The sequence below is a fragment of the Flavobacterium sp. UBA4854 genome (genome assembly GCF_002399805.1).
In the GTDB taxonomy this organism is placed as follows: domain Bacteria; phylum Bacteroidota; class Bacteroidia; order Flavobacteriales; family Flavobacteriaceae; genus Flavobacterium; species Flavobacterium ginsengisoli.
This window is the reverse complement of record NZ_DHEI01000080.1, coordinates 33,298-57,979: the sequence shown is the minus strand read 5'-3', so window position 1 is coordinate 57,979 and position 24,682 is coordinate 33,298. Positions and strand designations below refer to the sequence as shown.

Sequence of the window (24,682 nt, the reverse complement as noted above, 5' to 3'; positions counted from 1 at the left end):
TACGGCTAAAAAGCCTTGTTTTTTTAAATCGGGAGATGCCGCTCCCATCAGGGCTAGGGCAGTTGGTTTCAGATAAACATTCAGTTTAATTGAAATATTTTTTCTTTAAAAAGCTTGAATTTTTCAAAAAAAGCGGACACTAAATTAACGCTTTTTTCTAGAATTGTTATAAAAAACAGGAATTATAATCAAAAAGTAATGTTATGATAATAATCAATTTTAGTTTTTTGATTCATTATCAGGTATATATTGTTTGTTGAAGTTGAAGTTTTTTTTGATCTTAATCTTTGTCAAAGTTTTAAATCAAGGTTGTAATGAGTTTTAGCTTCGTGCAAAATTACCGCAATCATTGTCATTTCGACGAAGGAGAAATCTCCACAAGTAACTCCGCAATGAAAGTCCAATCTTTGTCGAGCTTCTTGTGGAGATTTCTCCTTCGTCGAAATGACAAAAGTGCGCAATCCAATTTTATAATTAATTTTTTATCAAAGCCTTCTGTATATTTTTCAAACTCTGATAAGAATTGTTTTTATGCTAGTTCTTTTTTCAAAAACTTAGCCGTATAACTCTTTTTATTCTGAGCCACTTCTTCTGGTGTTCCCTTGGCAACCAATTGTCCGCCGCCTTTTCCACCTTCTGGACCGATATCGATAATATAATCGGCAAGTTTTATAACATCCATATTATGCTCGATGACAAGAATTGTATTTCCTTTATCAACCAGTTTATTGATTACTTCCATCAAGACACGAATGTCTTCAAAGTGCAAACCTGTAGTTGGTTCGTCTAGAATATAAAATGTATTTCCAGTATCTTTTTTAGATAATTCTCCCGCCAATTTAATACGCTGCGCTTCACCGCCAGAAAGCGTTGTGCTTTGCTGACCAAGGGTAATATAACCTAAACCAACATCTTGAATGGTTTTGATTTTTCTATAAATCTTCGGAATATTTTCAAAAAACGGAACCGCTTCATCAACCGTCATATCCAAAACATCAGAAATTGATTTTCCTTTATATCTAATTTCTAAAGTTTCTCTGTTGAAACGTTTTCCTTGACATGTTTCGCATTCTACGTAAACATCTGGTAAGAAGTTCATTTCTATTGTTCTTACACCAGAACCTTCACAGGTTTCGCAACGTCCGCCTTTTACGTTAAAACTAAAACGGCCCGCTTTGTAACCTCGAATCATACTTTCAGAAGTCATTGTAAACAGATTTCTAATTTCTGTAAAAACCTCCGTATAAGTTGCCGGATTTGAACGTGGCGTTCTTCCGATCGGACTTTGGTCAATATCAATTACTTTATCGATATGTTCTAAACCTTCAATCTTTTTGTAAGGTTGCGGTTTTTTTACGCCATTAAAATAATATGCATTTAAGATCGGATAAAGCGTTTCATTAATCAAAGTCGATTTTCCGCTTCCAGAAACTCCTGTAACGCAAGTCATCTTACCTAACGGAATTTCAATTGAAACGTTTTTAAGATTGTTTCCTGTTGCTCCGGTCAATCTCAAGAATTTGCCATTTCCTTTTCTTCTTTTCTTCGGAATATCAAATTTCATTTTACCATTCAAATATTGAGCGGTAATAGTGTCTGAAGCTAAAGTTTCTTTTGGAGTTCCTATGCTGATGATTTCTCCGCCATATTTACCCGCTTTTGGGCCAATATCAATTACATAATCAGCCGTTTCGATCATGTCTTTGTCGTGTTCAACCACAATAACCGAGTTTCCGATATCTCGTAATTGTTCCAAAGAGTGAATCAATTTTTCGTTATCTCTTTGGTGTAAACCAATACTTGGTTCATCCAAAATATAAAGTACTCCAACCAATTGAGAACCAATTTGAGTTGCCAGACGAATACGCTGTGCTTCACCTCCAGAAAGGGATTTTGAACTTCGGCTTAAAGCCAAATAATTCAAACCAACATTCATCAAAAAGTTCAAACGGTCTTTGATTTCTTTTACAACTTCAGATGCAATTAAAAGCTGTTTGTCTGTCAAATGGCTATTTAAATCTTGAAACCAAGCTGTTAAATCTGAAATATCCATATCACACAATTCGGTGATATTTTTTTCATTTACTCTAAAAAATAATGCTTCTTTTTTAAGACGTGAGCCATCGCAAACAGGACAATTAATTTCGTCCATAAAATCTTTTGCCCAACGTTTTATGCTTGTTGTGGCACTTTCATCATATTGATTTTTGATGAAATTAGAAATTCCCTCAAAATCGATTTTATATTCTCTTGTAACACCAAGATCTTTAGAATTGATAGAAAATTTATCTTTTCCGCCATACAAAATCATTTGCATTGCTTCTTCGGGAATTTTCTCGATTGGATCGGTTATTTTAAATCCGAACTTTTCTCCAATAGTTTCCAATTGTTTGAAAATCCAAGACGATTTGTATTCGCCAAGCGGAGCAAAACCACCAGCTTTTATAGATAATTTCGGATTTGGAATAATCTTCTTAACATTAATTTCGTGTACAGTTCCCAATCCGTTGCAATGCGGACAAGCACCTTTTGGAGAGTTAAACGAAAATAAATTCGGTTCTGGATTTTGATATGAAATTCCTGTTGTTGGACACATTAAATTTCTACTGAAATAACGAACCTCATTAGAATCCTGATCTAAAATCATCAAGACATCTTCACCGTGATGCATTGCAGTATTGATGCTTTCAGATAATCTTTTCTGAGTATCAGGATTATCCTCAATCACCATTCTGTCTACAACAATCTCTATATCGTGTGTTTTGTAACGATCCAGTTTCATTCCTGCAACCAAATCTTGAACGTCTCCGTTTACACGAACTTTTAAGAATCCTTGTTTGGTAATTTGTTGGAATAATTCGGCATAATGCCCTTTTCTAGCTTTAATTACTGGCGCTAGAATATTAATGCGTTTTCCGTTGTAATCCTGAATAATCAGATCTTTGATCTGTTCATCAGAATACGAAACCATTTTTTCGCCTGTGTTATAACTATAGGCATCTGCGCCACGTGCGTACAAAAGCCTTAGGAAATCGTAAATTTCAGTAATGGTTCCAACTGTAGAACGCGGACTTTTACTGGTTGTTTTTTGTTCAATTGCAATAACTGGAGAAAGTCCGTCAATTTTGTCAACGTCTGGACGCTCTAAACCGCCAAGGAATTGCCTTGCGTAGGCCGAAAAAGTTTCAACATAACGACGTTGTCCTTCGGCATAAATCGTATCAAATGCCAAAGAAGATTTTCCCGAACCTGATAAACCAGTAATTACAACCAGTTTTTCACGCGGAATAGATATATCGATATTTTTTAGATTATGAACTCTTGCACCAAGAACTTCAATAGTATTGTCTTTATCTAACATAATTTTGAGCAAAAGCGCAAAGTTACCACTTTGATTTGTTCTTTTTGTGCTCGATAGCAAAACTTTATGTTACAATTAGTAACAAAAAACGCTAGTTTGAACTAGCGTTTTTAATATTCAGTTAAGTTAAAATGTTATTTTATGACGATCTAAAACTATTTTTCAATCATCATAATTCTCTTTTTGTTGCTTTTCATTGATACTAAATGAGCTTGATTTATCATCACGTATTTTACCCTCATAATAATTGTAACCTTTTATAAATTTGGCAATATAGATAAATTTCTTCTTATCAAATTTTGTTGTACTTGTTATTCCGCTATCTAATTCTTCATCTGTCAGTATATGAGGAGTTTTCACTTGTACTTCTACTTCGTAAAGATCTTTTAGATAAGAATTCCAATTATCATCTCCAGTGCCTCTGTAAAGTATTATCTCATCTCTCAAAAATGGAAGCTCATAATTAGCATTTTTAGCATTATGATAAGCATTCATATAGATGGTATTACCATTGTGATAATGAAAGTCAACATCTCCTCCAATACTATCCATTTTCTTTTCAGCGAGAGCAATAATGGCTTTTAGATCAGCAATTTTTTTTATTGTTTCTGTATTTTTTTCAAATGTCCTCTCTTTGCCAGTAGTTGCTCGGATAATTATTATAGTATCTATTTTTTCGTTATTTTGTATATTATAGCTTTTTAATGTTGCTAATAATTTCTTTTTGACACCATCATTAGATAAGCTGTCAGCAACATTTTTTTTTGATTCTTTAGTGCTGTATTTAGTCATCAAAGCTAACCATATGCCTTTATCATGTGACGACATATTATTAAGTTTATTTACTAATATTATAGATTCTTCGCGTTTTTTGTAATCTGGTAGCGATTCAAACCATTTTACATAGTTTTTAACTTTGACTTCGAGAGATGGTGTTTGTTTTTTTGTTTGACTGTGTGTTGATAATGCAAGCAGAAATATAAGTGCTAATACTATTTTTTTTGTCATTTTTTTCTAATTATTGGTTTATATCTAAACTTTTTATTGAGAATCCTGAGCTGATTTGTTTGGAAAAGAGATTAAGAAGATATTTAATTTTGAATATGGGCTTTTTATTTTTTATCCATTATATCATCTGCAACTTTAATAAAAGATCCTGCTTGAGGAGCAATTGCTTTAATCGCATTATTAACTAGTCTGTTAATTGCTTCCTCATTAAGTTTAAATTCGTTAAATTCATATTTTTCAACAAAAGAATATACTGGGTCAAAAACTGGAATTCCTTTTACAAATAACTGGCGTTGGAAACCAACATTTACATATTTATTTTTTTTGCCAAAAATTATATACTCTCTATCGGCTTCATAAGTTTCTTTGTAAGGAATGACGTTGACAAAATAGTCTTTCTCAAATTCTGCAGCAGCATCTTTTTTTCCTTTCTCATAAGATTCTCTTTCGATAGTAATGCATTTATTTTTTAATTCAAGAATCTGCTCATTTAATAGAATAACTTTTTCTTCAAGTTTTTTATTTACTTCAAAATCAATGTTAGATTTTAAGTTGAATAATTCTATCGATAACTTTTCTTTGTCATGAGTTAATTTGGTTTGAATGTTTTTAAAGAATATTATCCAAACTAATGTTGTTAAGATTAAAGTGCTTACAATTGATATTATTATAATTTCCATGGTTATCTAGTTTTTTTTGGATTATTAAAGCGCCGGAGCATGTTTTCCTTTTCCAGATCCATCTGGATGTCTGCTACATGAACTAGCTGTTAGGCTTGAAATGCTTGAAGTTGAAGTACCGCAGTATTTGCAGCTATATTTTGTTTTTTCTGAACCTTCATAAAGTTTATGTTTTCCTTTTCCAGAACCAAGAGGATGACGCGAGCAAGAACTTGCAGTTAAACTTGAAATGCTTGATGTTTTAGTACCACAGTATTCACAATAAAAATTTGGCATATTTTAAAATTAAAGGGTTAAAACGCAAAAATAGAAGAACATTTAAGCGTAATTTTTTTTCTTCTTTAATGGGCTTTTTATTGTATGAAAGCACCTTTCTGGCATAAAAACAAAAAAGCACTTGCCAAATAACAAGTGCTTTTTTAATTTTAAGAGTGAAATATTAAACCCAAAACATAATGGTTACTGTTGTACCGTTATGTTCGCTAAAATTAATTTCTATTGAATTCTCTTTTGAATCTTGTAAAAGCGACAAACGCTCTTTGGTAAGTTGAATTCCTTTAGATTCATGAAGTTTATTTTTTTTGGCAGCATTTATCCCCATTCCGTTGTCTATGATTTTACATTCTAAAATAGTTTCAGAAATCATTTTAAATGAGATTGTCAATTTAGGGTTCTGGCTAGATTCGTTAAAGGCATGAACAAAAACATTCTCAACAAATGGCTGTAATAACATTGTTGGAATCTCGGTAAAATGAGTATCTATTTCGTCTGAAATTAGGAGTTCAAAATCAATAGGATTTTCTAAACGTTTATTTTCAATTTTTATATATGCCTTTAAATATTCGATTTCTTCATCGATAGTGATTTTTTGTTTGGATGAGTTTTCAAGGGTTTTCCGAATCAATTTTGAAAATTCACTTATATAAATCATCGATTCTTCCATTTCCCTATGCGCAATATAAGACTGAATGGTATTCATTGCATTAAATGTAAAATGCGGATTCATCTGGCTTAACAAAGCTTCTAATTTTGTCTCTGCAATACGACGCTGGACAATGATTTTTTCGTTTGATTTCTTTTTAATTCTTAGAAAAACCAATACGATTATAATAAGTAAAATGGTTGCAACCAAAGAAATAAACCACCAGCTTAACCAAAATGGTGGCTGGATATAAAGCTGTAAAATGGTAAAAACTTTTGATTTTCCTGCGTTCATATCAAAAACTTCAATCATTACATTGTAGTTTCCAGTAGGTAAATAAGGAAGAAACAAATTGGTCTTTTCGCTATATGGACTCCAACGATTGTTACTATTTAAACGATATCTGAATTTCAGTTTGTTTGGAAATGAATGTCCTTTAGGAATAAAATCTATGGAAAAAGAATTGTGCTTATAGTCAGAAATCAGTTGTTTTGAATTGTATCTAAACCATTTGTATTCTGATGATTTTAAAGGAACATTATTGATGGCAATCTTACTAATTCCGATCTCAGAAACAGTCAATTGTGTTGCCGTCAAACGATTTAAATCTATAGTGTAATAGCCTTTTTTGGTTCCGAGCCATAAACTGTTTGCAAAAATTTGTGAGGTTGTAATTTTAGAATCTTGAAGACCTTGCTCTTTATCAATAAGTCTTATAACACCGTTTTTATAAATGTTTATGCCTTTTTCTGTTCCAATTAAGATATAGTCTTTGTAGGCTTCAAGAAATAGAATGGTGTTTCCGATAATTTCTTTTTTCGAAATAGTATTCAGTATTTTAAACGATTTTGAATCCTCAATTACAAAAACATCTCCAAATTCAGCCGCTAAAATAAGTTGGCCTTTATTGTTTTTTGTAATGTGTTTGAACTTTTTTTCTTTCCAGATCCCATCAGTTAAATACGATTTGAATTGATCTTTTTCATGTACAAACAAACCATTAAAAACAGATATAAGATAAGTCTTCTCCTTATTGTTTAAAATTTTTACAATATCTAAAGGTGTGTGTTTGTCAAATTCCGAAAAATGTTTGGCTTTTAAATTTGGCAAATCATCATATACGCGTACGCCTCCGTAAGGAATTGTTTCTATAAATTTATGATCATTTGTAAAACCAATTTTATAAGTATGAATCGGACTGTAGCTTATTATTTTGCCTTCAAAATTAAGTTCAAAAATCCCAATATTACTTGTAACCCATAAAGAATTCTGATGTTTTAAAAGTTCATAAAACTCAATTTTGTTTTCAGGAATATTATAATCCAATTCATAATATCCATCGGCATGTGTGGGAAGTTTTAATTTTGTTTTTTTTATGAAATCAGTTTCATATTTTTTGAAATCGGATAATGATATGTTTTTTAAAGCATTATTTTCATTGTTTAAAAATGTAATTCCATTTTGATGCAATATTATTTTTTGAGTTTTAATTGCTTCAAAATCAATAATGGTTTTATCATTGAAATTATAGTAATTGATTATTTGATCTAATTGAACTTCATAAATTCCATTGTCTTTTGAACCTACGTAAAGAATATTTTTTTTGCCATTATATACAACATTCAGCAAATTCTTCGAAGTAATTCCGTATGATTCTGAAATGTCGATCATTTTATCATCAGAAATAGAATAAAGCCCGCCGCTTAAATCAAAAACACCCCAAGCTGCGGCATACAGAGTATTTTGGCTATCTTTTGCAAAGTCCCAAACAATAGAATTTCCAATTGGTTTTAATTTCTTTTTATTTGAAATTAAATCTTCAACTTTAAAGCGATCAATAAAACCTTTATTTCCAGAATAAATAATATAGTCGTAAAAGCCTAAACCGTAAAGAAATTTATGTCTAAAAACTTCCTGAATTATTGGAGTTTTGTTTTCATAAACTATTTTAAATAAGCCTTCATTTATAGTCGAAAAATAAACTTCATTCTCAAAAACAAAAAAATCTGAAACCAAAAAAACACCAAACTGGGGTAAAATGCCTTTTGGAACTAGAACTTTATTAGTTTTAATATCAATTATTGCAGGACCTAATTCTGTACCAACATACATTTTGTTTTTGAATGGTAATAGTTTTCGAACCCTTTCATTTGGCAATTTTTGTTTTTTAGTAAAGACAGTAAACTTTCTGCCGTCAAATTTAGTTACGCCACCGCTGTAGCTTGCAAACCAAATATTTCCGTCAGCATCTTCAGAAATGTCCCAACAGCTATTATGGCCTAATCCGGTGCTTTCATCCAGATTGGTAAACATGCCGTTTTCCATTCTAGAGACACCATTTTCTGTTCCAATCCATAAAACATTTTTAGAATCTAGAAACAAGGCTCGTACAGCATTATTGGGAAGGCCTTCGGTTGTTGTATAATTTTTTGACGGAAAATATTGTCCAAAGAAAAATATTGGAAAGAAAAAAAGAAATGCACAAAATCTAAGCTTATTTTGTGATGGCATCTATAAGCTTGTTTTTTGTGAATTTTTTGTCTGAAACCTGAATTTCATGACCAGAAGTCATTTGTAGTTTAAATTCTTCCGATTTAAATTTTTTGACATATGCAGCATTAATCAAATAACTTCTGTGAACTTTTAAGAAGTTTTTTTCTGATTCTAATAATTCGCAGATTTCTTTGAGGGACTTTGTAGCGCAATATTTATGATCTTTAGTATAAATGTCGGTATAAGGACCTTCTGACTTGCAAAATAAAATTTCGTTAAGTTGAATGACGTCGAAGCCTGTTTTTGATGCAAGGGCAATTCGCTGTTTTCCTGAAGATTGGTTTTCTCTATTTTCCTTTAATAGTTGATATCTATCTAAACTATCTTTTTTTTCTAAAGCTAAATCTAGTTTACTAATGGCAGTTTTAAAATCTGGTATATGAATTGGTTTTATTAAATAGTCTAAAGCACTATTTTTAATGGCTTGCAATGCATGCTCTTTATATGCCGTTGTAAAAATAATTTCAAATGGAATTGTGTCAAAGTAAGAAAGTAAATCAAAGCCGTTTTCACCCGGCATTTGAATGTCAAGAAAAACAAGATCTGGAGATTTTTTTTTAATTGATTCTAAAGCTGAGGGAACAGAACTGCATTGTTCGACTATTTCGATTTTGTCATCATAAATTTGCTTACAGAGTGTCTCTATAAGATTTCTTGCAGACAATTCATCATCAACAATAATAGCTTTAATTTTCATCTTTGGTGTGGCGTTTAAAAATAATTCTACTCTCGGGCTTTTATTTGGTGCAACTCAAATGTCCTGAGAAATATATTATTTGTACTAATATGAATTGAAAAATCAAATATAATATATTCTGTATGAATATATCTATGACCTTTAATGCATCCAAAAGAAAATTATTCAATCGTCATAGAACGAAGTTTTGTTCTATAAGCTTCAAGCGCTATTGATTTAGAGATAAAACCATAATATTTCCCATCTCTTAAAACAGGCAGAAAAGCCGATTTTGAAGTTTCGAACTTCTTCATAACAATTTCCATACTATCTAGAGTTGAAATTGTTGCCAATGGCGCTTTCATAACATCTCTAATATGGGTGTATTTTACACGATAGGCATTGAAGATAATTTCGCGAATGTCATTAAAGTGTACAACTCCAATTAAATCTTTGTCATGGTTGACAACGGCAAAAACAACTTGATTAGAGTGTGAAATCAAATCGACTAATTTGCTTAAGTTTTCATCTGGATGAACGGTAAGATAATCGCACTGAATAATAGTATCAATTTCTAAAGTAGAAAGAATATTAGAATCTTTATTGCTGGTAAAAGCATGTCCTTTTTTGGCTAAACCTTTTACGTCAAGCGAATACTTTTCGTAACGTTTAGAAATGGCAAAACTGATTGAAGAAACAATCATTAGAGGAATCATTAGTCCGTAACCTCCTGTGATTTCTGCAATTAAGAAAATAGCTGTAAGCGGAGCATGAAATAAGCCACTCAAAATTCCAGCCATTCCTACCATTGTAAAGTTGCTGATAGGAAGTTTAGATAAGCCAATCAGTGTAACCAATTTAGAAAAGAAATAGCCTAAATAAGATCCTAAAAATAGAGAAGGGGCAAAGTTTCCACCATTTCCACCGCTACCAATGGTTAATCCAGAAGCAAAAACTTTAACCATTGCTGTTGCTCCAACAAACAAAAGCAGAACCCATTGATTATTTCTAAAATCGGCAAACAAAGTATTATCTAATAAAAGTCCAGGATCTGCATCAGATAATGTTTTAATGCTTTCGTATCCTTCACCAAATAATGTCGGAAAAATAAAAATTAACAACGCCAATAGTGATGAACCGATTAGAGCTTTTTTGTATGGATTAATTTGCTGTTTGGCAAAATAATGTTCTACTTTTTGGAAATTTCTCGAGTAATAAATAGCGACTAATCCTGTAATAACTCCTAAAATAACGTAAAATGGGATATTGTGATAATCGAATGTTTCTTGTTTTTTGAAGCTCAATAAAATGCTTTCATCTAAAACAATCGCAGAAACCAAAGCGCCTGTAGCAGCAGAAATCATAATAGGAGTGAAGGCAGAAATACTAACATCTACCAATAAGACTTCAATCGCAAAAAGTACCCCAGCAATTGGTGCATTAAATGCGGCAGCAATTCCGGCCGCAACGCCACAGCCAATTAATAAAGTTCTGTCTTTGTATTGTAGCTTATAGTTTTGAGCAAAATTAGAACCAAAAGCGGCTCCTGTTATCACAATCGGACTCTCTAAACCAGCAGAACCACCTAAACCAACCGTTAACGAACTGGTAATAATCTGGGCATACATTTGCTTTTTCGGAATAATACTTGCTTTTTTTGCAACGGCATAAAGTATTTGTGAAGTTCCTTTTTGAATAGTTCCGTTAAGGACTTTTTTTACTACAAAAACCGTCAGTAATATACCAATAATAGGCAAAATACTGTTAATGAAACTCAATTTTAGAATTCCGTTAATGTATGTAGCGAAAGAAAAAACACTGTGTGCGAATGTTTTAAGGACAATTACTGCAAATGCACACGATATTCCTGTTAAAACACTAGATAAAAAAAGGAATTGTTTTGGTGTCATTAATGATTGAGCCAAAGCAATTATACTTTCAAGTCGTCTGAAATATTTTTTTATCATTCTGTTTTAAAATTATCGATCTTACAAAATTAGATTATAATCTTGTTTAAAAAAATATAAAATCAAGAAAGAATTAAAAACCAGAGGCTGCATCATCTCCTCTAAAATCTGCTCCACCTTCTAATCTATTGTCAGGTAAAATCAAAATAGCATCAACTTTCCCGATAATTGGAGTTGGTTTTTCGTTTATAATATAATGCTTAGCTTTTAGAGTGTCTATAGTTTTAGTTTCAAAAGTATTTGGTTCAAAAGTAATTAAATCAGGCAACCATTGATGATGAAAACGTGGAGCATTAACTGCTTCTTGCATGCTTAAATTATATTCGTAAACGTTTAAAATAGTCTGTAAAACAGAAGTAATAATTGTCGATCCTCCTGGAGTTCCTACTACCATAAAAAGTTTTCCGTTTTTCTCTACAATTGTTGGCGTCATAGAACTTAACATACGTTTTTGTGGTGCAATGCTGTTAGCTTCATTTCCAACTAAACCAAACATATTTGGAGATCCAGGTTTAGCGCTGAAATCATCCATTTCATTATTCAAAAAGAAACCTAAATCGTCGCAATAGTATTTAGAACCATAACCATCATTTAAAGTTGTTGTAGCGGCAATTGCGTTTCCAAATTGATCTACTATTGAATAATGTGTGGTTTCTGTACTTTCAGCGTAATTAACTTTTCCTTCTTTTATTTCAGTAGATAAAGTCGCCTTTTCTGGATTAAAACTTGCCATTCTTTCGCGCAGATAGTTTTCGTCCAATAATTCTTTCATCGGAATTTTTACAAAATCGGGATCACCCAAAAAGTAGCTTCTGTCTGCATATGCTCTTCTTTCTGCTTCAACAATAACCTGAATTGCAGCTGGCGAATTATGCCCCATTTTGGCTAAATCATAAGGTTCAAGCATTTTTAAAATTTGAGCCAAACAAATTCCACCACTACTTGGCGGAGCCATCGAAGTTATTTTTAAATCCTTGTAAGTAAACTGAAGTGGCTTTCTCCATATAGCTTCATACTTTGCCAAATCAGCCATAGTAATAATACCGCCTTTTTCTTTAAGATAATTGACTAGGATTTTTGCCGTTTCGCCTTTATAAAATTCATTTCTTCCTTTTTTCTGAATCCTTTTTAAAGTCTTTGCTAATGCTGGATATTTTATAGTATCATTTTCTTTGTAAGTTTTTGATGCGGGAGAGTCCTCTCCATTTATTTTTACAATACTTTCATGATAATCTTTTAAACTTTTTTCTTGTTTTTTGGTAACGATAACCCCTCTTTCAGCTAAAGCAATTACAGGTTCTAGGATTTTAGAAATTGGCATGGTGCCATATTTTTTATGAACTGCAAAAACCCCTGCAATAGTTCCAGGTACACCAATTGCAAGTGCAGTTTGCGTGCTTTTTCCTTTTATTACATTTCCTTCACTATCTAAAAACATGTCTTTTGTGGCTGCCAACGGAGCTTTTTCTCGATAATCTAAAGAACCAACTTCGCCATTTGCTTTTCGGTAAACCATAAATCCGCCGCCTCCAATGTTTCCTGCAAAAGGAAAAGCAACTGCAAGAGCTAATTCAGTTCCTACCATGGCATCAAAAGCGTTTCCGCCTCTTTTCATAATGTCAGCGCCAATTTTTGAAGCTTCTCCGCGAGCAGAAACTACCATTGCTTTTGTAACAACCAATCCGGTTGGTTTTGAAACGGCTTCTTGCGCATTGGTACTATTTAGGTATAAAAGCGCTATTAAAAGTGTAATTTTTTTCATGTGTAATAAGGTTAAAATGAGTTAGAGTGTAAGCAGTTTTTGTTTTGCTTGCGCTCTCATTTCTTCAAAAAAAAGAGTGAATTCTTTTTCAAATTCGTCGTAAAATTCAGTGAGCTCTTCAACAGCAAACTGCATTTGAGAAATGTTTTTAGATCTTCTATCCATTTGAGTTAAAATATGCTGAATTCCTTCAGTTGTACGATAACTTACAAGCCAGTTTCTTTCAATCATATAAGGCATTAAACCTTGTGTTCTTTCGGTTAAGATCTCGTAATTATCGTGTAAGGAATGGTAAAATCGCTTTACGAAAAGTTCTAACCTTTCATCCGAATATTTTTCCCAGTTTTTGGCTAGAAAATGATCGTAAACAATATCTACAATTACGCCGGCATAATGATGATATCTGTCATGCAGACGTTTGGTGCTAGTTCTAAAAATATCGTGAGAATCGGTATAAGTGTCTATGAATCGATGCAGTAAAATTCCTTTTTGTACATCTTCAGGAAAATGCTCAAACTGTTTTCCGCGAATTCCGTCAGCCATAAAATTCCCGATTTTAATCAGATCATTTTCTCCAGAAAGGTATATGTGGGCTAAGAAATTCATTTTTTTTATAAGTTTCTAAGAATCGAAGTTTCTAAGATTCTGAGTTATTTTAGTAAATGTATAAAAACTTTTTTAAATCATTTTGTTATAAAAATAACGAGATATAAGTAGTTTCTTATAGGTTAAATTTAAAATCTTAGAAACTTAGCGCCTTAGTAACTCGGTAACTTTTTTATATTTGTAAAAAAATAACCCTAACTCACAAAAATGACTTTAATAAAATCTATTTCTGGAATCCGTGGAACGATCGGAGGAAAAGTGGGAGATAATCTAACTCCTGTTGATGCAGTGAAATTTGCGTCGGCGTACGGAACTTTCTTAAAAAATAATATTGCTAAAGATAAATTGACTGTTGTAATTGGCCGTGATGCTAGAATTTCTGGACCAATGATTCATAATTTAGTAGTGAATACTTTAATTGGTTTAGGGATCGATGTTATCGATCTTGGACTTTCTACAACTCCAACTGTTGAAGTGGCTGTTCCGTTAGAAAAAGCAGATGGCGGAATTATTTTAACAGCATCTCACAATCCAAAACAATGGAATGCTTTAAAATTATTAAATGCAAAAGGAGAATTTTTAAGCGGTGCAGACGGAGCAAAAATTCTTGAAATTGCAGAAGCAGAAGCTTTCGATTTTTCTGATGTTGATAGTTTAGGTGAAGTGATTTCAAATGACGCTTATATGGATATTCATATCGATGAAGTTTTAAACTTGCCATTGGTTGATATAGAGGCGGTTAAAGAAGCTAAATTTAAAGTAGTTGTTGATGGTGTAAATTCATCTGGAGGAATTATTATTCCTAAACTGCTAAAATTAATGGGAGTTGAAGTAGTAGAGCTGTATTGCGAACCAAACGGACATTTTCCTCATAACCCAGAGCCATTAAAAGAACATTTAACTGATATTTCTGAGCTTGTTGTAAAAGAAAAAGCTGATTTTGGTATCGTAGTAGATCCAGATGTTGACCGTTTGGCTTTTATTAGCGAAGATGGAGAAATGTTTGGTGAAGAATATACTTTGGTGGCTTGTGCAGATTACGTTTTGAGTAAAACTCCAGGAAATACCGTTTCTAATATGTCATCTTCTCGTGCTTTAAGAGATGTTACAAAAGCACATGGCGGTAGTTATGAAGCAAGTGCAGTAGGAGAAGTGAACGTGGTGGAATTAATGAAGAAAAACAACGCTATTATTGGTGGTGAAGGAAACGGTGGAATTATCTATCCAGAATTGCACTACGGAAGAGACAGTCTAGTAGGAGTTGCTTTGTTTTTGACGCATTTAGCAAACAAAAAAATGCCAGTTTCTGCTTTGAGAGCTTCTTATCCAGAGTATTACATGAGCAAAAATAAGATTGAATTGACTCCGCAAATTGATGTTGATGCAATTTTAACTCAAATGACAGAGAAATATAAAAACGAAGATATCTCGACAATTGACGGTGTAAAAATTGATTTTGCTACAGAATGGGTTCATTTAAGAAAATCAAATACAGAACCAATTATTCGTATTTATACTGAAGCACCTTCTCAAGATGCGGCAGATAAATTGGCACTTCGAATTATTGATGAAATTAAAGTGATCGCTGGAATCTAAGATTTCAGTTTTTAAATAAACTAAGCCTCTTTGGATCTTTCCAAAGAGGCTTTTTCTATAAAATCATTCCGTTAGGAATAGCTCATCGTTTAAAAAAAATGATGTTGTTTACATTTGTGTCCCATAGCGACACCTGATTTTTTTTAGAATTGAATGCATTTCCGATTAATCAGACGTTCCTACGGAACGTGTAACTATCGTTTAAAATCTAATTCTACCAACAAGACATTCCTAACGGAATGAATTTATTTTAAATATAAAAAGCTTCTTTAGATCTTTCCAAAGAGGCTTTTTATATTTAGATTATTCAATACGGTGTTTCCATCTTTTGTGTGTCCACAAATAAAATTCTGGAGCTTCTAGAATTTGTTTTTCTACTTCCCTTAAATACAATTCTGTGATGTCAAAATTTTCAAATTCTTTCGGATCATCAGCAAGAGAAAGAAAAGTCGCTTCGTAAAATCCTCTTTTTACTTTTTTTACTTTCACCATTATGACAGCTAAATCGTATTTTTTAGCTAGCATTTCTGCTCCTGTATGAACTGGAACTTCAATTCCCATAAATTTCATCGAGTGAAAAATTCGATCCAATTTTGGAGATTGATCGCTTGCTAAGCCATACAAACTTAAAACTCCATCGCGTTGATGTTGTGCCATTGTTGGAATTGCTTTTCTGGTTTCGATCATTTCTGTATTGTATTTAGAACGGATTTTTCGAACCAATTTATCAAAATAAGGATTGGCTAATCTTTTGTAAACGGCAACACCCTGAAATCCAAGTTTTGGATTAATAGTCAAAAGCCATTCGTAACTAGCATAATGCGAAGCTACAAGAATTACGCTTTTTCCTTTTTTAGCATAATCGCGAACCAAATCAATATTGGTTACCTGAAATCTCCTTTCCATTTCTTCAGGAGACATGCTCATGGTTTTAATCATTTCTAAAAACATATCACACATATGTTTGTAGAATTTCTTTTCTATATCTTTTCTTTCAGCATCGCTTAAATGAGGTAAAGTAAGCGCAAGATTTTCGCGAACCACTTTTTTACGATAGCCAATTACTCTGTATACCAGAAGGTAAACAAAATCTGAGAATAGGTAAAATATAGGAAATGGAAGTATGGAGATAAGCCAAAGCAATGGATAGGCTAAAATATAAACAAGAAACTGCATCTAAATTTTTTTTACAAAGATAAATTAAAAATGATTATCGATTGATATTTTGCTTTCTTGCTAACTTATCTTTAAGAATGATTATATTTACAATTCACAATAATTAGTACTTATGAATTTTATTTTAATAGCGATTATCGTTGCGAACGTTGTTATTAGTTACAAAGGTTTTAATGATCTTTATTTTTTTAGAAAATACGAATTTCATGTAGGAAGCATTCGTTCTGGTGAGCAAATCAGAATGTTATCTTCAGGATTTTTGCATGTAGATATGATGCATTTAATTTTTAATATGCTGACTTTGTATTTTTTTGCTCCTGTAGTTTTAAACTGGCTTGGCAATTTTTCTTTTGTCTTGGTGTATTTTGGAAGTTTAATCTTCGGCAGTCTTCTTACCATGTTATTGCATAAAAACGATTATAGTTATCGAGCTGTCGGAGCTTCTGGCGCGGTTACTGGAGTTTTGTATTCAGCAATATTGCTGCAGCCAGATATGATGCTTGGAATATTTTTTGTCATTCCGATGCCAGCTTATATTTTTGGAATTTTGTATTTATTGTACTCCATTTATGGAATGAAAGCCAAAAATGATAATATTGGGCATACAGCACACTTTGGAGGTGCTATAGGCGGATATTTGATAACTTTAATTAAAATGCCATCACTATTTACAGACCACACAATGATGGTTATACTTCTCGCAATTCCAATTTTAATACTTTTTGGAATGGCAAAATTGGGAAAATTGTAATGGTGGCATAACTTTTGGAATGTCTTTTTTAAATATTAAAATTTAACAAAAATGAAAAAACTAGTATTATTTTTAACAATCATGTTTATGACTATGTCTTACGGCCAAGAAATCAAACAAGTACCTCTAATTAATGTTAATGGAGAAGGAAAAGTAAAAGTAGCACCTGATCAAGTTTGTATTTCAGCTTCTGTTGAAACAAAAGGGAATAATGCTAAAGACGTTAAAAAACAAAACGACGAAAAGATGGACGCTGTTTTAAAATTCATCAAAAAAATGAATATTCCAACAGCAGATTTCAAAACAAAACAAGTAGCTCTTAATCCGCAGTACGATTATGAGAAAAAGAAAACTTCTTACAATGCTGTACAAACTGTAGAAATTGTAGTGAAAGATTTAGCTAAATACGACGAGTTAATGGAAGGTTTGGTTCAGCAAGGAATCAATAGAATTGACAGAGTTTCTTTCGAATCATCTAAATTAACACAATATGAGTCTGAAGCTAGAAAATTAGCTATGAAAGATGCTAAAACTAAAGCAGAAGAATATGTGTCTGTTTTAGGGCAAAAAGTGGGTAAAGCTTTTACAATTTCTGATAATTCTCAAGTTTACCGTCCGCAACCAGTGTACGCTGCTATGAGAATGAAAGAAGCAGATTCAATGGGAGCTTCAAACGAAACTTTAGCAATTGGCGAAATCGAAATTACAGCAAATGTTAGCGTAAGTTTTGTATTAGACTAAATTTTTCTAAAATTCCAATATCAAAAAATCCAAATTCCAATTAAAACTGGAGTTTGGATTTTTTTGTTTTATTTTTTTCTAAAGAATTCACACAAAGCTTACTTTTCTAATGAGAATTATAATTTGGAATTTTGAGATGGTAATTTCATAATTTAAAGAACTTTTATTGGAAGAGTAAATTTGAATGTACTTCCTTTACCAAGTTCACTTTCTACCCAAATTTTTCCTTGATGTATATTTACAAACTCTTTACAGAGTAACAATCCGAGTCCGCTTCCTAGTTCATTTTCTGTTCCTTTTTGCAGTACTTTTCCATTGATTTTAAAAAGCTTTTCTTTTATACTGTCAGGAACTCCAATTCCATTATCCGTAATCGAAATTTCTACTTTTTGATTTGTCTTGATAAGCTTCACTTTTATCTCGCCGTTTTTGTCAGTAAATTTAATCGCATTGCTAAGTAAATTTCTCAAAATAGTACTAATCATATTTTTATCAAATTCTGCCTCAACAAGATAAGCCGATTCAAATGTAATATTGATGTTTTTATTTAAAGCGACATTTCTGCTCAGCTCAATATTTTCCTCAATTAAAGCGTTTAGCAGCATGTTTTTAGGATGAAAAGTAATCATTCCGGTTTGAACCTTAGACCATTCTAATAGATTTTCAAGCAGCTTATAAATGTTTTTATTTGAGTCATGCAACAGTTCTGATATTTCTTTAATTTCTTCTCGGCTGTACTGATCGATATTTTCAAGTAAAATTTCAGAGAGAGAAACAGAAGAACCCAATGGGCCTCTTAAATCATGAGAGATTATAGAGAAGAATTGGTTCTTGTCATTTAAAAGCTTTTTAATTTTATGATCTTGTTTTTCTTTCACCAAAAGCAAAAAGCCAACAATTCCAATTAAAGACAATAGAAATAAACAAATGCTGTATAAACTATCAAAAGTATCGTTAGAAATAATAAGATTTTGAGGGTACAAATGTCTGTGAACGGTCCGTATTGCAATTAGAATTTCAAAACCCATATAACACAAGACATAAAAAGTCTTGAAAAAGCTTTTTTCTTTTTCTGTAAAATAAGTTATTGTAGGCAATAAATAAATGGCAAAGACTCCAATACCGCCAATAATGACGCGAGTATTCATTGTTGCGTCAAAAAGTGTCGAAATATTAAATAGCAATATGGTTGCCGTGGTAATGGCTATCTGAAAGCGATAATGTTTTTTTGCATGTGTTTTAATAAGAGACAGCATAGCCAACGTTTCAAAGCAACAAGCGCCTAAAATCATAGAATTGGCAATGTTAATAGAAGCAAAATCAGGGATAATATTTCGTAAAAGAGCCAATACCCATGCAAGAGTAAGTATTAATTTCCCTAAGCCGAACCACTTTAAAGTTTTTCTATTATCGCTAGTGGCATACGAAAATGAAAAACTAAAAATAAGGACGCAAGTAAATAAATTGCCCCAGAAGTAAAGTAGAAATATTGTTTTTGGATCTACTGGTAAGAGTTCAAACATTGTAGGGATTTTGCTTTTTGTAAATCGATTTTACAAAGATACAAATAAAGTAAACATTCAGACCAGAGTTGGCGCTTCATGAGCCGTGTTCTTGCATATTTAACAATTAGTTTTCTTTAGAATCTTTACTGTTTTTTTAAATTTACATATAGTTAAATTATTAAAAAGGAAAACAAATTAAAAGAAAGAATTAAATTACATATTGAATGATTTCTTAGCTTTGTAATAAGTACCACAAAAAACACTTTGTTATGCCATTAATTGAACAATCAGAATATAATTCTCCTTCTATTCTTAATCGAAACAGGCATATATCTACTATTTATGCTGCACTGATAAAAAAGTTTGAAGTTCCTGAATATATAAGAGAGAAGCAGGAATTAAACGACGGAGATTTTATCAATATCGATTATATTATTGATAACCCTAAAAAAGCAATTATTTTATGTCATGGTTTAGAGGGTGATTCACGCAGAACATATAATAATAGTTGTGCAACTTATTTTAAGCAGAAAGGTTTTTCTGTTTTTGCTTGGAACAATCGTACTTGTGGTGGAGAAATGAATCGACTTCCGAGATTGTATCATCACGGTGCAGTTGATGATCTTGACGAAGTAGTTCAGTTTGTTTTAAGAAAAGGATTTGAAGATATTTATTTAATCGGATATTCGATGGGAGGTGTTCAATTGCTTAATTATTTGGGTTGGACAAAAATCGACGAACGCATAAAAGCAGCAGTTTCTATTTCGGTTCCAACACATATCGCGACCAGTGCAGAAGTTCTTAAGCAAGGCTTTAATAGAGTTTATCTAAAGAATTTTACGATTGATATTAAAAAGAAACTGAAATACAAAGCGGCTCAATTTCCTGATTTTATCAACCGCGATCAAATAGATAAAATTACTTCTTTTGATGAAGTAGATCAATATTTTACTGCACCGTTACATGGTTTTGCAAGTAAAGACGATTATTATCATCGTGTTTCTCCAGAGTTTTCACTAAAAGATATTACGACACCAGTTTTAATTATTAATTCGCTCGACGATCCTTTTCTGGGAGAAAGATGTTATCCGAGATCTATTGCTAAGGATAGTGCTTATGTTTATCTGGAAACTCCAAAATATGGTGGACATTGTGCTTTTCCGCTTCGAGATTCTACGTATTCTTATGCAGAGAAAAGGGCTTTTGAGTTTTTTGAGTCCTGCAAACAATGCTAAAAAGAAATCGTATTTGTAACACATCATTCATCGCCAGAATTCTCAATCTCTGAAGGCGCTTTTTTTCTAATACTAGTACTTAGATAAAAAAACAATCTTATCGTATGATTCATATCGTATTGATATCCAGAGTATTTTTGTTGATATACATTCATATAGCCAAAATCATAACTCCATTTTGGATTGATATTTTTTTTAATCCCAACAAAAAAACGATTTTGGTCAAATGTGTTGTAAATAACTTCCTCTCCAAAATGCAGCAGAATCTCATCAGAAAGCACCATTTGTAGCCATGATTTTTTATCGGAAATTCTGAAAGTAAAACTCATCAGATAGCGAATTCTATTGGTGAATCGCCAATCTCCGCTGGGTTTATCATTAACTATTTTTTCCTGCCATCTCTGTTCATTCCGTAAGCGCTGTAGAATGCTTATATTTCCAAATTTTGTGTTTAACTGCGCTTGCTGGTAAATTCTGTTTTCATCTGCAAAAGTACTCCAGTCTGGATTTGACGGTGCCAGCCACATATGTGCATATCCTAAATTTAAAGAAATATTTGAATTTGGAATATAACTGATACCTCCTCTTATAAAATAAAAACTCGGATCGGCAACAAAATCATTTCGCCTGATATGAAAATCGCCAATCACACCCCAATGGTCTGCAAATTTGGTAACCGTATTTATAGAAACCCAAGTCTGAAGCTGTTGGTTAATTTCTTTTTTCTGAGTTTGCCCTAACGCACATAGAGGAATCAGTGAAATTAGGATTCTGATAAAATTGTTTTTCATAGAGAATACGATAGAAATAAGTTAAAAAGTAAATTTCTTCTAAATCGGTCTAAGGCAGTTATGGAAACAATTATGAAGAGTAAAGGTATTCTTTTTTGATGAGAATTTGAGATGTAATTATAATATTTAAAATGTTTTATATCAGATGATTAGTGGTTGTTTTTGTGTTTTGTTTTTAATCGACAATGTGTGCATTAATTTTATTTTTTAGAGGTTAATCAAAATATTTAATCATTTGATTAAAAAAAGTGTTTAACGTATTTAAAAATACTTTACATTTGCATATAAAACATTAAAAATGAATGCTTCAGCAAAAGATTCTACGACCGAAGAAAAAATTAAAATAGCGGCAAAAACTGTTTTTTATAAAAAGGGTTTCGCAGCTACAAGAACAAGAGATATTGCTGAAGAAGCAGGCTTGAATCTTGCTTTGCTGAACTATTATTTTAGAAGCAAGGCTAAGCTTTTTGAGATTATAATGGCAGAAACCTTATCTGGTTTTGTAAACAGTATGAAAGTGATTTTGAATGATGAAAAAACTTCTTTAGAAGAAAAAGTAAAAGTTATTGCCGAACGATATATCGATTTTATTAGTGCAGAACCAGAAATTCCAACTTTTATTCTCACAGAAGTTCGAAATAACCCAGAGGGACTTTTAAAAAGATTGCCTATCAAAGAAATTGTAAATGAATCTGTTTTTATTAAACAATTTCAAGAAGCTGTTCAAAATAAAAAAATAACAGAACCAAACCCGTTGCATTTTATGATGAATCTTATAGGATTAGTTGTTTTTCCATTTGTGGCAAAACCGATTGTTATGGGAAGCAGAAATTTGGATAGTGCCCAATTTCACGATTTAATGCAAGAGCGCAAGAAAAAAATCCCGATATGGATTACTATGATGTTTGCAGCGGTCTAATACTAACTAGAGTTAATTTATTTTATGATGAGGAAATTATACTTTAAATATATCGGAATCTTGTCCTTTATGACGGCGCAGGCGCAAACCTTGACCATTGATCAAAGTTATAAGCTGGCTGTTGAAAATTATCCTTTAATCAAACAATATGAACTAATTGAAAAAAGTAAAGAATATACTTTGAGTAATGCGAATAAAGCTTATTTGCCTCAAATAAGTCTTACAGCTATTGAAGGATATGTTTTTGGCGATTTTCCAACTTTAGGAAATTCTGGAAGTGATAGTAAGTTTAAGTTTATTGGTCTTGGACAAGTAAATCAAACCATTTGGGATGGGGGAGCGACCAAAACGCAGAAAAAGATTATTGAGGCATCATCTAATGCGGATAAAGCCTCACTAGAAGTTTCGCTTTATGATCTCCGATCGAGAGTAAATCAGCTTTATTTTGGCGTATTACTTATAGATGAACAGCTCAAACAATTGCAAATTCAAAACACTATTCTTTCCAATAATATTGATAAGGTTAAAAAGCTTCATGAAAATGGTTTAGCCTACAAAACAGATGTTGATGAAATGAAAGCCGAACAGCTGAATCTAAGTCGACAGAAAAAAGATTTTGAATACACTAAAGCAGGTTATCAAACGATGCTTTCTTATTTGATAGGGAAAAATATCAGTCAGGAAAAATTGGGTAGACCTTTAAATTCTATAGGTATTGATACCATTATTAAACGTCCAGAGCAGTTACTTTTCGCGAGCCAGCGGAATCTCATAAATGCGCAATCAGATATGCAGAAAGTTAGCCTGATGCCAAAGTTGGATTATTGGGCGCAGGCGTAGTTTTGGCTCCAGGAATTAATTTAGGAGCTAATAAAATTTCGACTGTTGGAGTTGCCGGACTAAGTGTTGGTTGGGATATTAAAGGATTATATAAAAATTCAAACGAAAAACAGCTGACCCAACAGGAATTGAAAAAAATAGAAGTTCAGGAAGAAACTTTTCTATTTAATACCCGCTTTCAAATGAATCAAAAGACAGCAGATATCGAAAGGCAAAAAGCAATCTTAAAAGATGATGATGATATTGTAAAACTGCGCCAGATAATTCGAGAAGGATATCAGTTAAAATACGATACTGGCGTAGGACCATTAATAGATTTGTTGAATTCTGTTGAGAAAGAAGGAAATGCACGCGCCGAAAAAGCCATGCACGAAATTCAATTGCTTATGTCTGAATACGAGTATCAAACAATCAAAGGAAATTAACTCTATAAATTATGAAAAAGATAAAGCTTTTATATTTTCTTATGCCAACGATTTTGATGTTTTCGTGCCATAATAAAGAGAATGATTTTGATGCTTCTGGATCTTTTGAAGCTGTCGAAACGATTTTATCAGCCGAAGCAAATGGCCAAATTTTGCAATTGAATGTAGAAGAAGGCCAACAATTGCAAGCGGGGCAAAAAGTTGGTTTTATAGACAGTAAACAATTGGCTATTAGTAAAATGCAATTGCGCCAGAATGAAAAAGCGATTTTAAGTGGCAAACCTCAAATACAAATTCAGACTGAAAGTTTGAAGAAACAACTTGATAATGCCATTTTAGACCGCAATCGAACAGAAAGATTAGTAAAAGGCGGAGTAGCTTCGCAAAAGCAACTTGATGATGCAAATTCTAAAGTTGCCGCGTTGCAAGCTCAAATAACGGCACAGAAAAGTTCGTTGGAAACCACAACAGAGAACTTGACACAGCAAGGAAATACGGTTGGAGTTCAGTTAAAAGGAATTCAAGATCAATTGAGCAAAAGTGTGATTGTAAATCCGATAAAGGGAACAGTATTGGCAAAATATGCAGAACAATATGAAATGGCTGTAATTGGAAAACCATTGTACAAAATTGCGAATCTCGAAACTCTAGATTTAAGAGCTTATATTACAGGGACACAATTGCCTCAAATTAAAATCGGACAGGAAGTAAAAGTACGTATTGACCAAGGCGAAAAGAAATATAAAGAATATCAAGGAACTATTAGCTGGATTTCGAACAAATCTGAATTTTCTCCAAAAACAATTCCGACCAAAGATGAAAGAGCCAATTTGGTGTATGCCATAAAAGTAAGAGTGAAAAACGATGGTTACTTGAAAATAGGAATGTATGGTGAAGTTCTTTGGTCAAAATAAAACGGAAATATGGCTTCAGTTACGCTAAAAAATATTACTAAAAAGTATGGCGATTTTGTCGCTGTAGATGAGGTTTCTTTTGAGGTGGAGAAAGGAGAGCTTTTTGGATTAATAGGTCCAGATGGCGCTGGAAAAACTTCTATTTTTCGCGTTTTAACCACATTATTATTACCCGATGGCGGAACTGCTTCTGTTGAAGGGCATGATGTGGTTAAGGAGTTTCAGGAAATTAGAAATAAAGTGGGGTATATGCC

General features: G+C 32.4%; 20 protein-coding genes and 1 pseudogene. 9 read left to right on the top strand and 12 right to left on the bottom strand.

Features of this window, described 5'->3' with window-relative positions; all coding sequences use genetic code 11:
* Window positions 1-529: 529 nt before the first annotated feature.
* From uvrA to B3J44_RS11125, 9 genes are all read right to left on the bottom strand, one after another.
* On the bottom strand, window positions 530-3,361 hold the full coding sequence (uvrA, locus tag B3J44_RS11165) for an excinuclease ABC subunit UvrA (protein ID WP_286968518.1): 2,832 nt from the start codon (window positions 3,359-3,361) through the stop codon (window positions 530-532).
* 162 nt (window positions 3,362-3,523) lie between these two features.
* The gene (locus tag B3J44_RS11160; protein ID WP_286968517.1) at window positions 3,524-4,369 is read right to left on the bottom strand and encodes a hypothetical protein; all 846 of its coding nucleotides are present in this window, start codon (window positions 4,367-4,369) and stop codon (window positions 3,524-3,526) included.
* A 104-nt stretch (window positions 4,370-4,473) separates the two neighbouring features.
* Complete coding sequence (locus B3J44_RS11155) at window positions 4,474-5,049, bottom strand: hypothetical protein (protein WP_286968516.1); 576 nt, start codon at window positions 5,047-5,049, stop codon at window positions 4,474-4,476.
* A gap of 24 nt (window positions 5,050-5,073) precedes the next feature.
* Window positions 5,074-5,325, bottom strand: coding sequence for a hypothetical protein (locus B3J44_RS11150; protein ID WP_286968515.1), 252 nt, complete (start codon window positions 5,323-5,325; stop codon window positions 5,074-5,076).
* Window positions 5,326-5,488: 163 nt separating this feature from the next.
* Window positions 5,489-8,482 (bottom strand): sensor histidine kinase, encoded by a 2,994-nt coding sequence (locus B3J44_RS11145; protein ID WP_286968514.1) that lies wholly within the window; start codon window positions 8,480-8,482, stop codon window positions 5,489-5,491.
* Window positions 8,466-9,221 carry a LytR/AlgR family response regulator transcription factor gene (locus B3J44_RS11140; RefSeq protein WP_286968513.1) on the bottom strand — a complete coding sequence of 252 codons (756 nt, stop codon included), beginning with the start codon at window positions 9,219-9,221 and terminating at the stop codon, window positions 8,466-8,468. The genes B3J44_RS11145 and B3J44_RS11140 overlap by 17 nt, the downstream gene beginning before the upstream one ends.
* A 161-nt stretch (window positions 9,222-9,382) precedes the next feature.
* On the bottom strand, window positions 9,383-11,167 hold the full coding sequence (locus B3J44_RS11135; RefSeq protein ID WP_198856242.1) for a chloride channel protein: 1,785 nt from the start codon (window positions 11,165-11,167) through the stop codon (window positions 9,383-9,385).
* A 73-nt stretch (window positions 11,168-11,240) separates the two neighbouring features.
* Window positions 11,241-12,929, bottom strand: a complete 1,689-nt coding sequence (gene ggt / locus B3J44_RS11130; RefSeq protein ID WP_286968512.1) for a gamma-glutamyltransferase — start codon at window positions 12,927-12,929, stop codon at window positions 11,241-11,243.
* 21 nt (window positions 12,930-12,950) lie between these two features.
* Entirely contained in the window at window positions 12,951-13,535 is a 585-nt protein-coding gene (locus tag B3J44_RS11125) for an acyl carrier protein phosphodiesterase (protein WP_286968511.1), read from the bottom strand.
* Between the two features lie 207 nt (window positions 13,536-13,742).
* On the opposite strand from B3J44_RS11125, the gene glmM reads away from it, so the two are divergent.
* Window positions 13,743-15,131 carry a phosphoglucosamine mutase gene (gene glmM, locus B3J44_RS11120; RefSeq protein ID WP_198856239.1) on the top strand — a complete coding sequence of 463 codons (1,389 nt, stop codon included), beginning with the start codon at window positions 13,743-13,745 and terminating at the stop codon, window positions 15,129-15,131.
* Window positions 15,132-15,434: 303 nt separating this feature from the next.
* On the opposite strand, the gene B3J44_RS11115 is transcribed toward glmM, so the two are convergent.
* A complete protein-coding gene (locus B3J44_RS11115) occupies window positions 15,435-16,307 on the bottom strand; it encodes a lysophospholipid acyltransferase family protein (protein WP_286968510.1) in 873 nt (290 codons plus the stop codon).
* 112 nt (window positions 16,308-16,419) lie between these two features.
* Here B3J44_RS11115 and B3J44_RS11110 point away from each other — a divergent pair, with 112 nt between their 5' ends.
* Window positions 16,420-17,058 (top strand): rhomboid family intramembrane serine protease, encoded by a 639-nt coding sequence (locus B3J44_RS11110; protein ID WP_198856237.1) that lies wholly within the window; start codon window positions 16,420-16,422, stop codon window positions 17,056-17,058.
* Between the two features lie 51 nt (window positions 17,059-17,109).
* Complete coding sequence (locus tag B3J44_RS11105; protein WP_198856236.1) at window positions 17,110-17,799, top strand: SIMPL domain-containing protein; 690 nt, start codon at window positions 17,110-17,112, stop codon at window positions 17,797-17,799.
* Window positions 17,800-17,951: 152 nt separating this feature from the next.
* Here the strand turns inward: B3J44_RS11105 and B3J44_RS11100 are convergent, their stop codons facing one another.
* The gene (locus B3J44_RS11100) at window positions 17,952-19,322 is read right to left on the bottom strand and encodes a sensor histidine kinase (RefSeq protein ID WP_286968509.1); all 1,371 of its coding nucleotides are present in this window, start codon (window positions 19,320-19,322) and stop codon (window positions 17,952-17,954) included.
* 251 nt (window positions 19,323-19,573) lie between these two features.
* Between B3J44_RS11100 and B3J44_RS11095 the strand changes: the two genes are divergently transcribed.
* A complete protein-coding gene (locus tag B3J44_RS11095) occupies window positions 19,574-20,539 on the top strand; it encodes a YheT family hydrolase (RefSeq protein ID WP_286968508.1) in 966 nt (321 codons plus the stop codon).
* Window positions 20,540-20,562: 23 nt separating this feature from the next.
* Here the strand turns inward: B3J44_RS11095 and B3J44_RS11090 are convergent, their stop codons facing one another.
* Window positions 20,563-21,330 carry a DUF2490 domain-containing protein gene (locus B3J44_RS11090; RefSeq protein ID WP_286968507.1) on the bottom strand — a complete coding sequence of 256 codons (768 nt, stop codon included), beginning with the start codon at window positions 21,328-21,330 and terminating at the stop codon, window positions 20,563-20,565.
* Window positions 21,331-21,628: 298 nt separating this feature from the next.
* On the opposite strand from B3J44_RS11090, the gene B3J44_RS11085 reads away from it, so the two are divergent.
* From B3J44_RS11085 to B3J44_RS11065, 5 genes and pseudogenes are all read left to right on the top strand, one after another.
* Window positions 21,629-22,249: a TetR/AcrR family transcriptional regulator gene (locus B3J44_RS11085; protein WP_286968506.1), complete on the top strand. Its 621-nt coding sequence runs from the start codon at window positions 21,629-21,631 to the stop codon at window positions 22,247-22,249.
* A gap of 24 nt (window positions 22,250-22,273) precedes the next feature.
* On the top strand, window positions 22,274-23,089 hold the full coding sequence (locus tag B3J44_RS11080; protein WP_286968505.1) for a TolC family protein: 816 nt from the start codon (window positions 22,274-22,276) through the stop codon (window positions 23,087-23,089).
* Window positions 23,074-23,514 (top strand): TolC family protein, encoded by a 441-nt coding sequence (locus tag B3J44_RS11075; RefSeq protein ID WP_286968504.1) that lies wholly within the window; start codon window positions 23,074-23,076, stop codon window positions 23,512-23,514. Before B3J44_RS11080 ends, B3J44_RS11075 begins: the two co-directional genes overlap by 16 nt.
* Window positions 23,515-23,525: 11 nt before the next feature.
* Window positions 23,526-24,428, top strand: coding sequence for an HlyD family secretion protein (locus B3J44_RS11070; protein WP_286968503.1), 903 nt, complete (start codon window positions 23,526-23,528; stop codon window positions 24,426-24,428).
* A gap of 9 nt (window positions 24,429-24,437) precedes the next feature.
* A pseudogene (locus B3J44_RS11065) lies at window positions 24,438-24,682 on the top strand (ATP-binding cassette domain-containing protein); the annotation flags it as partial.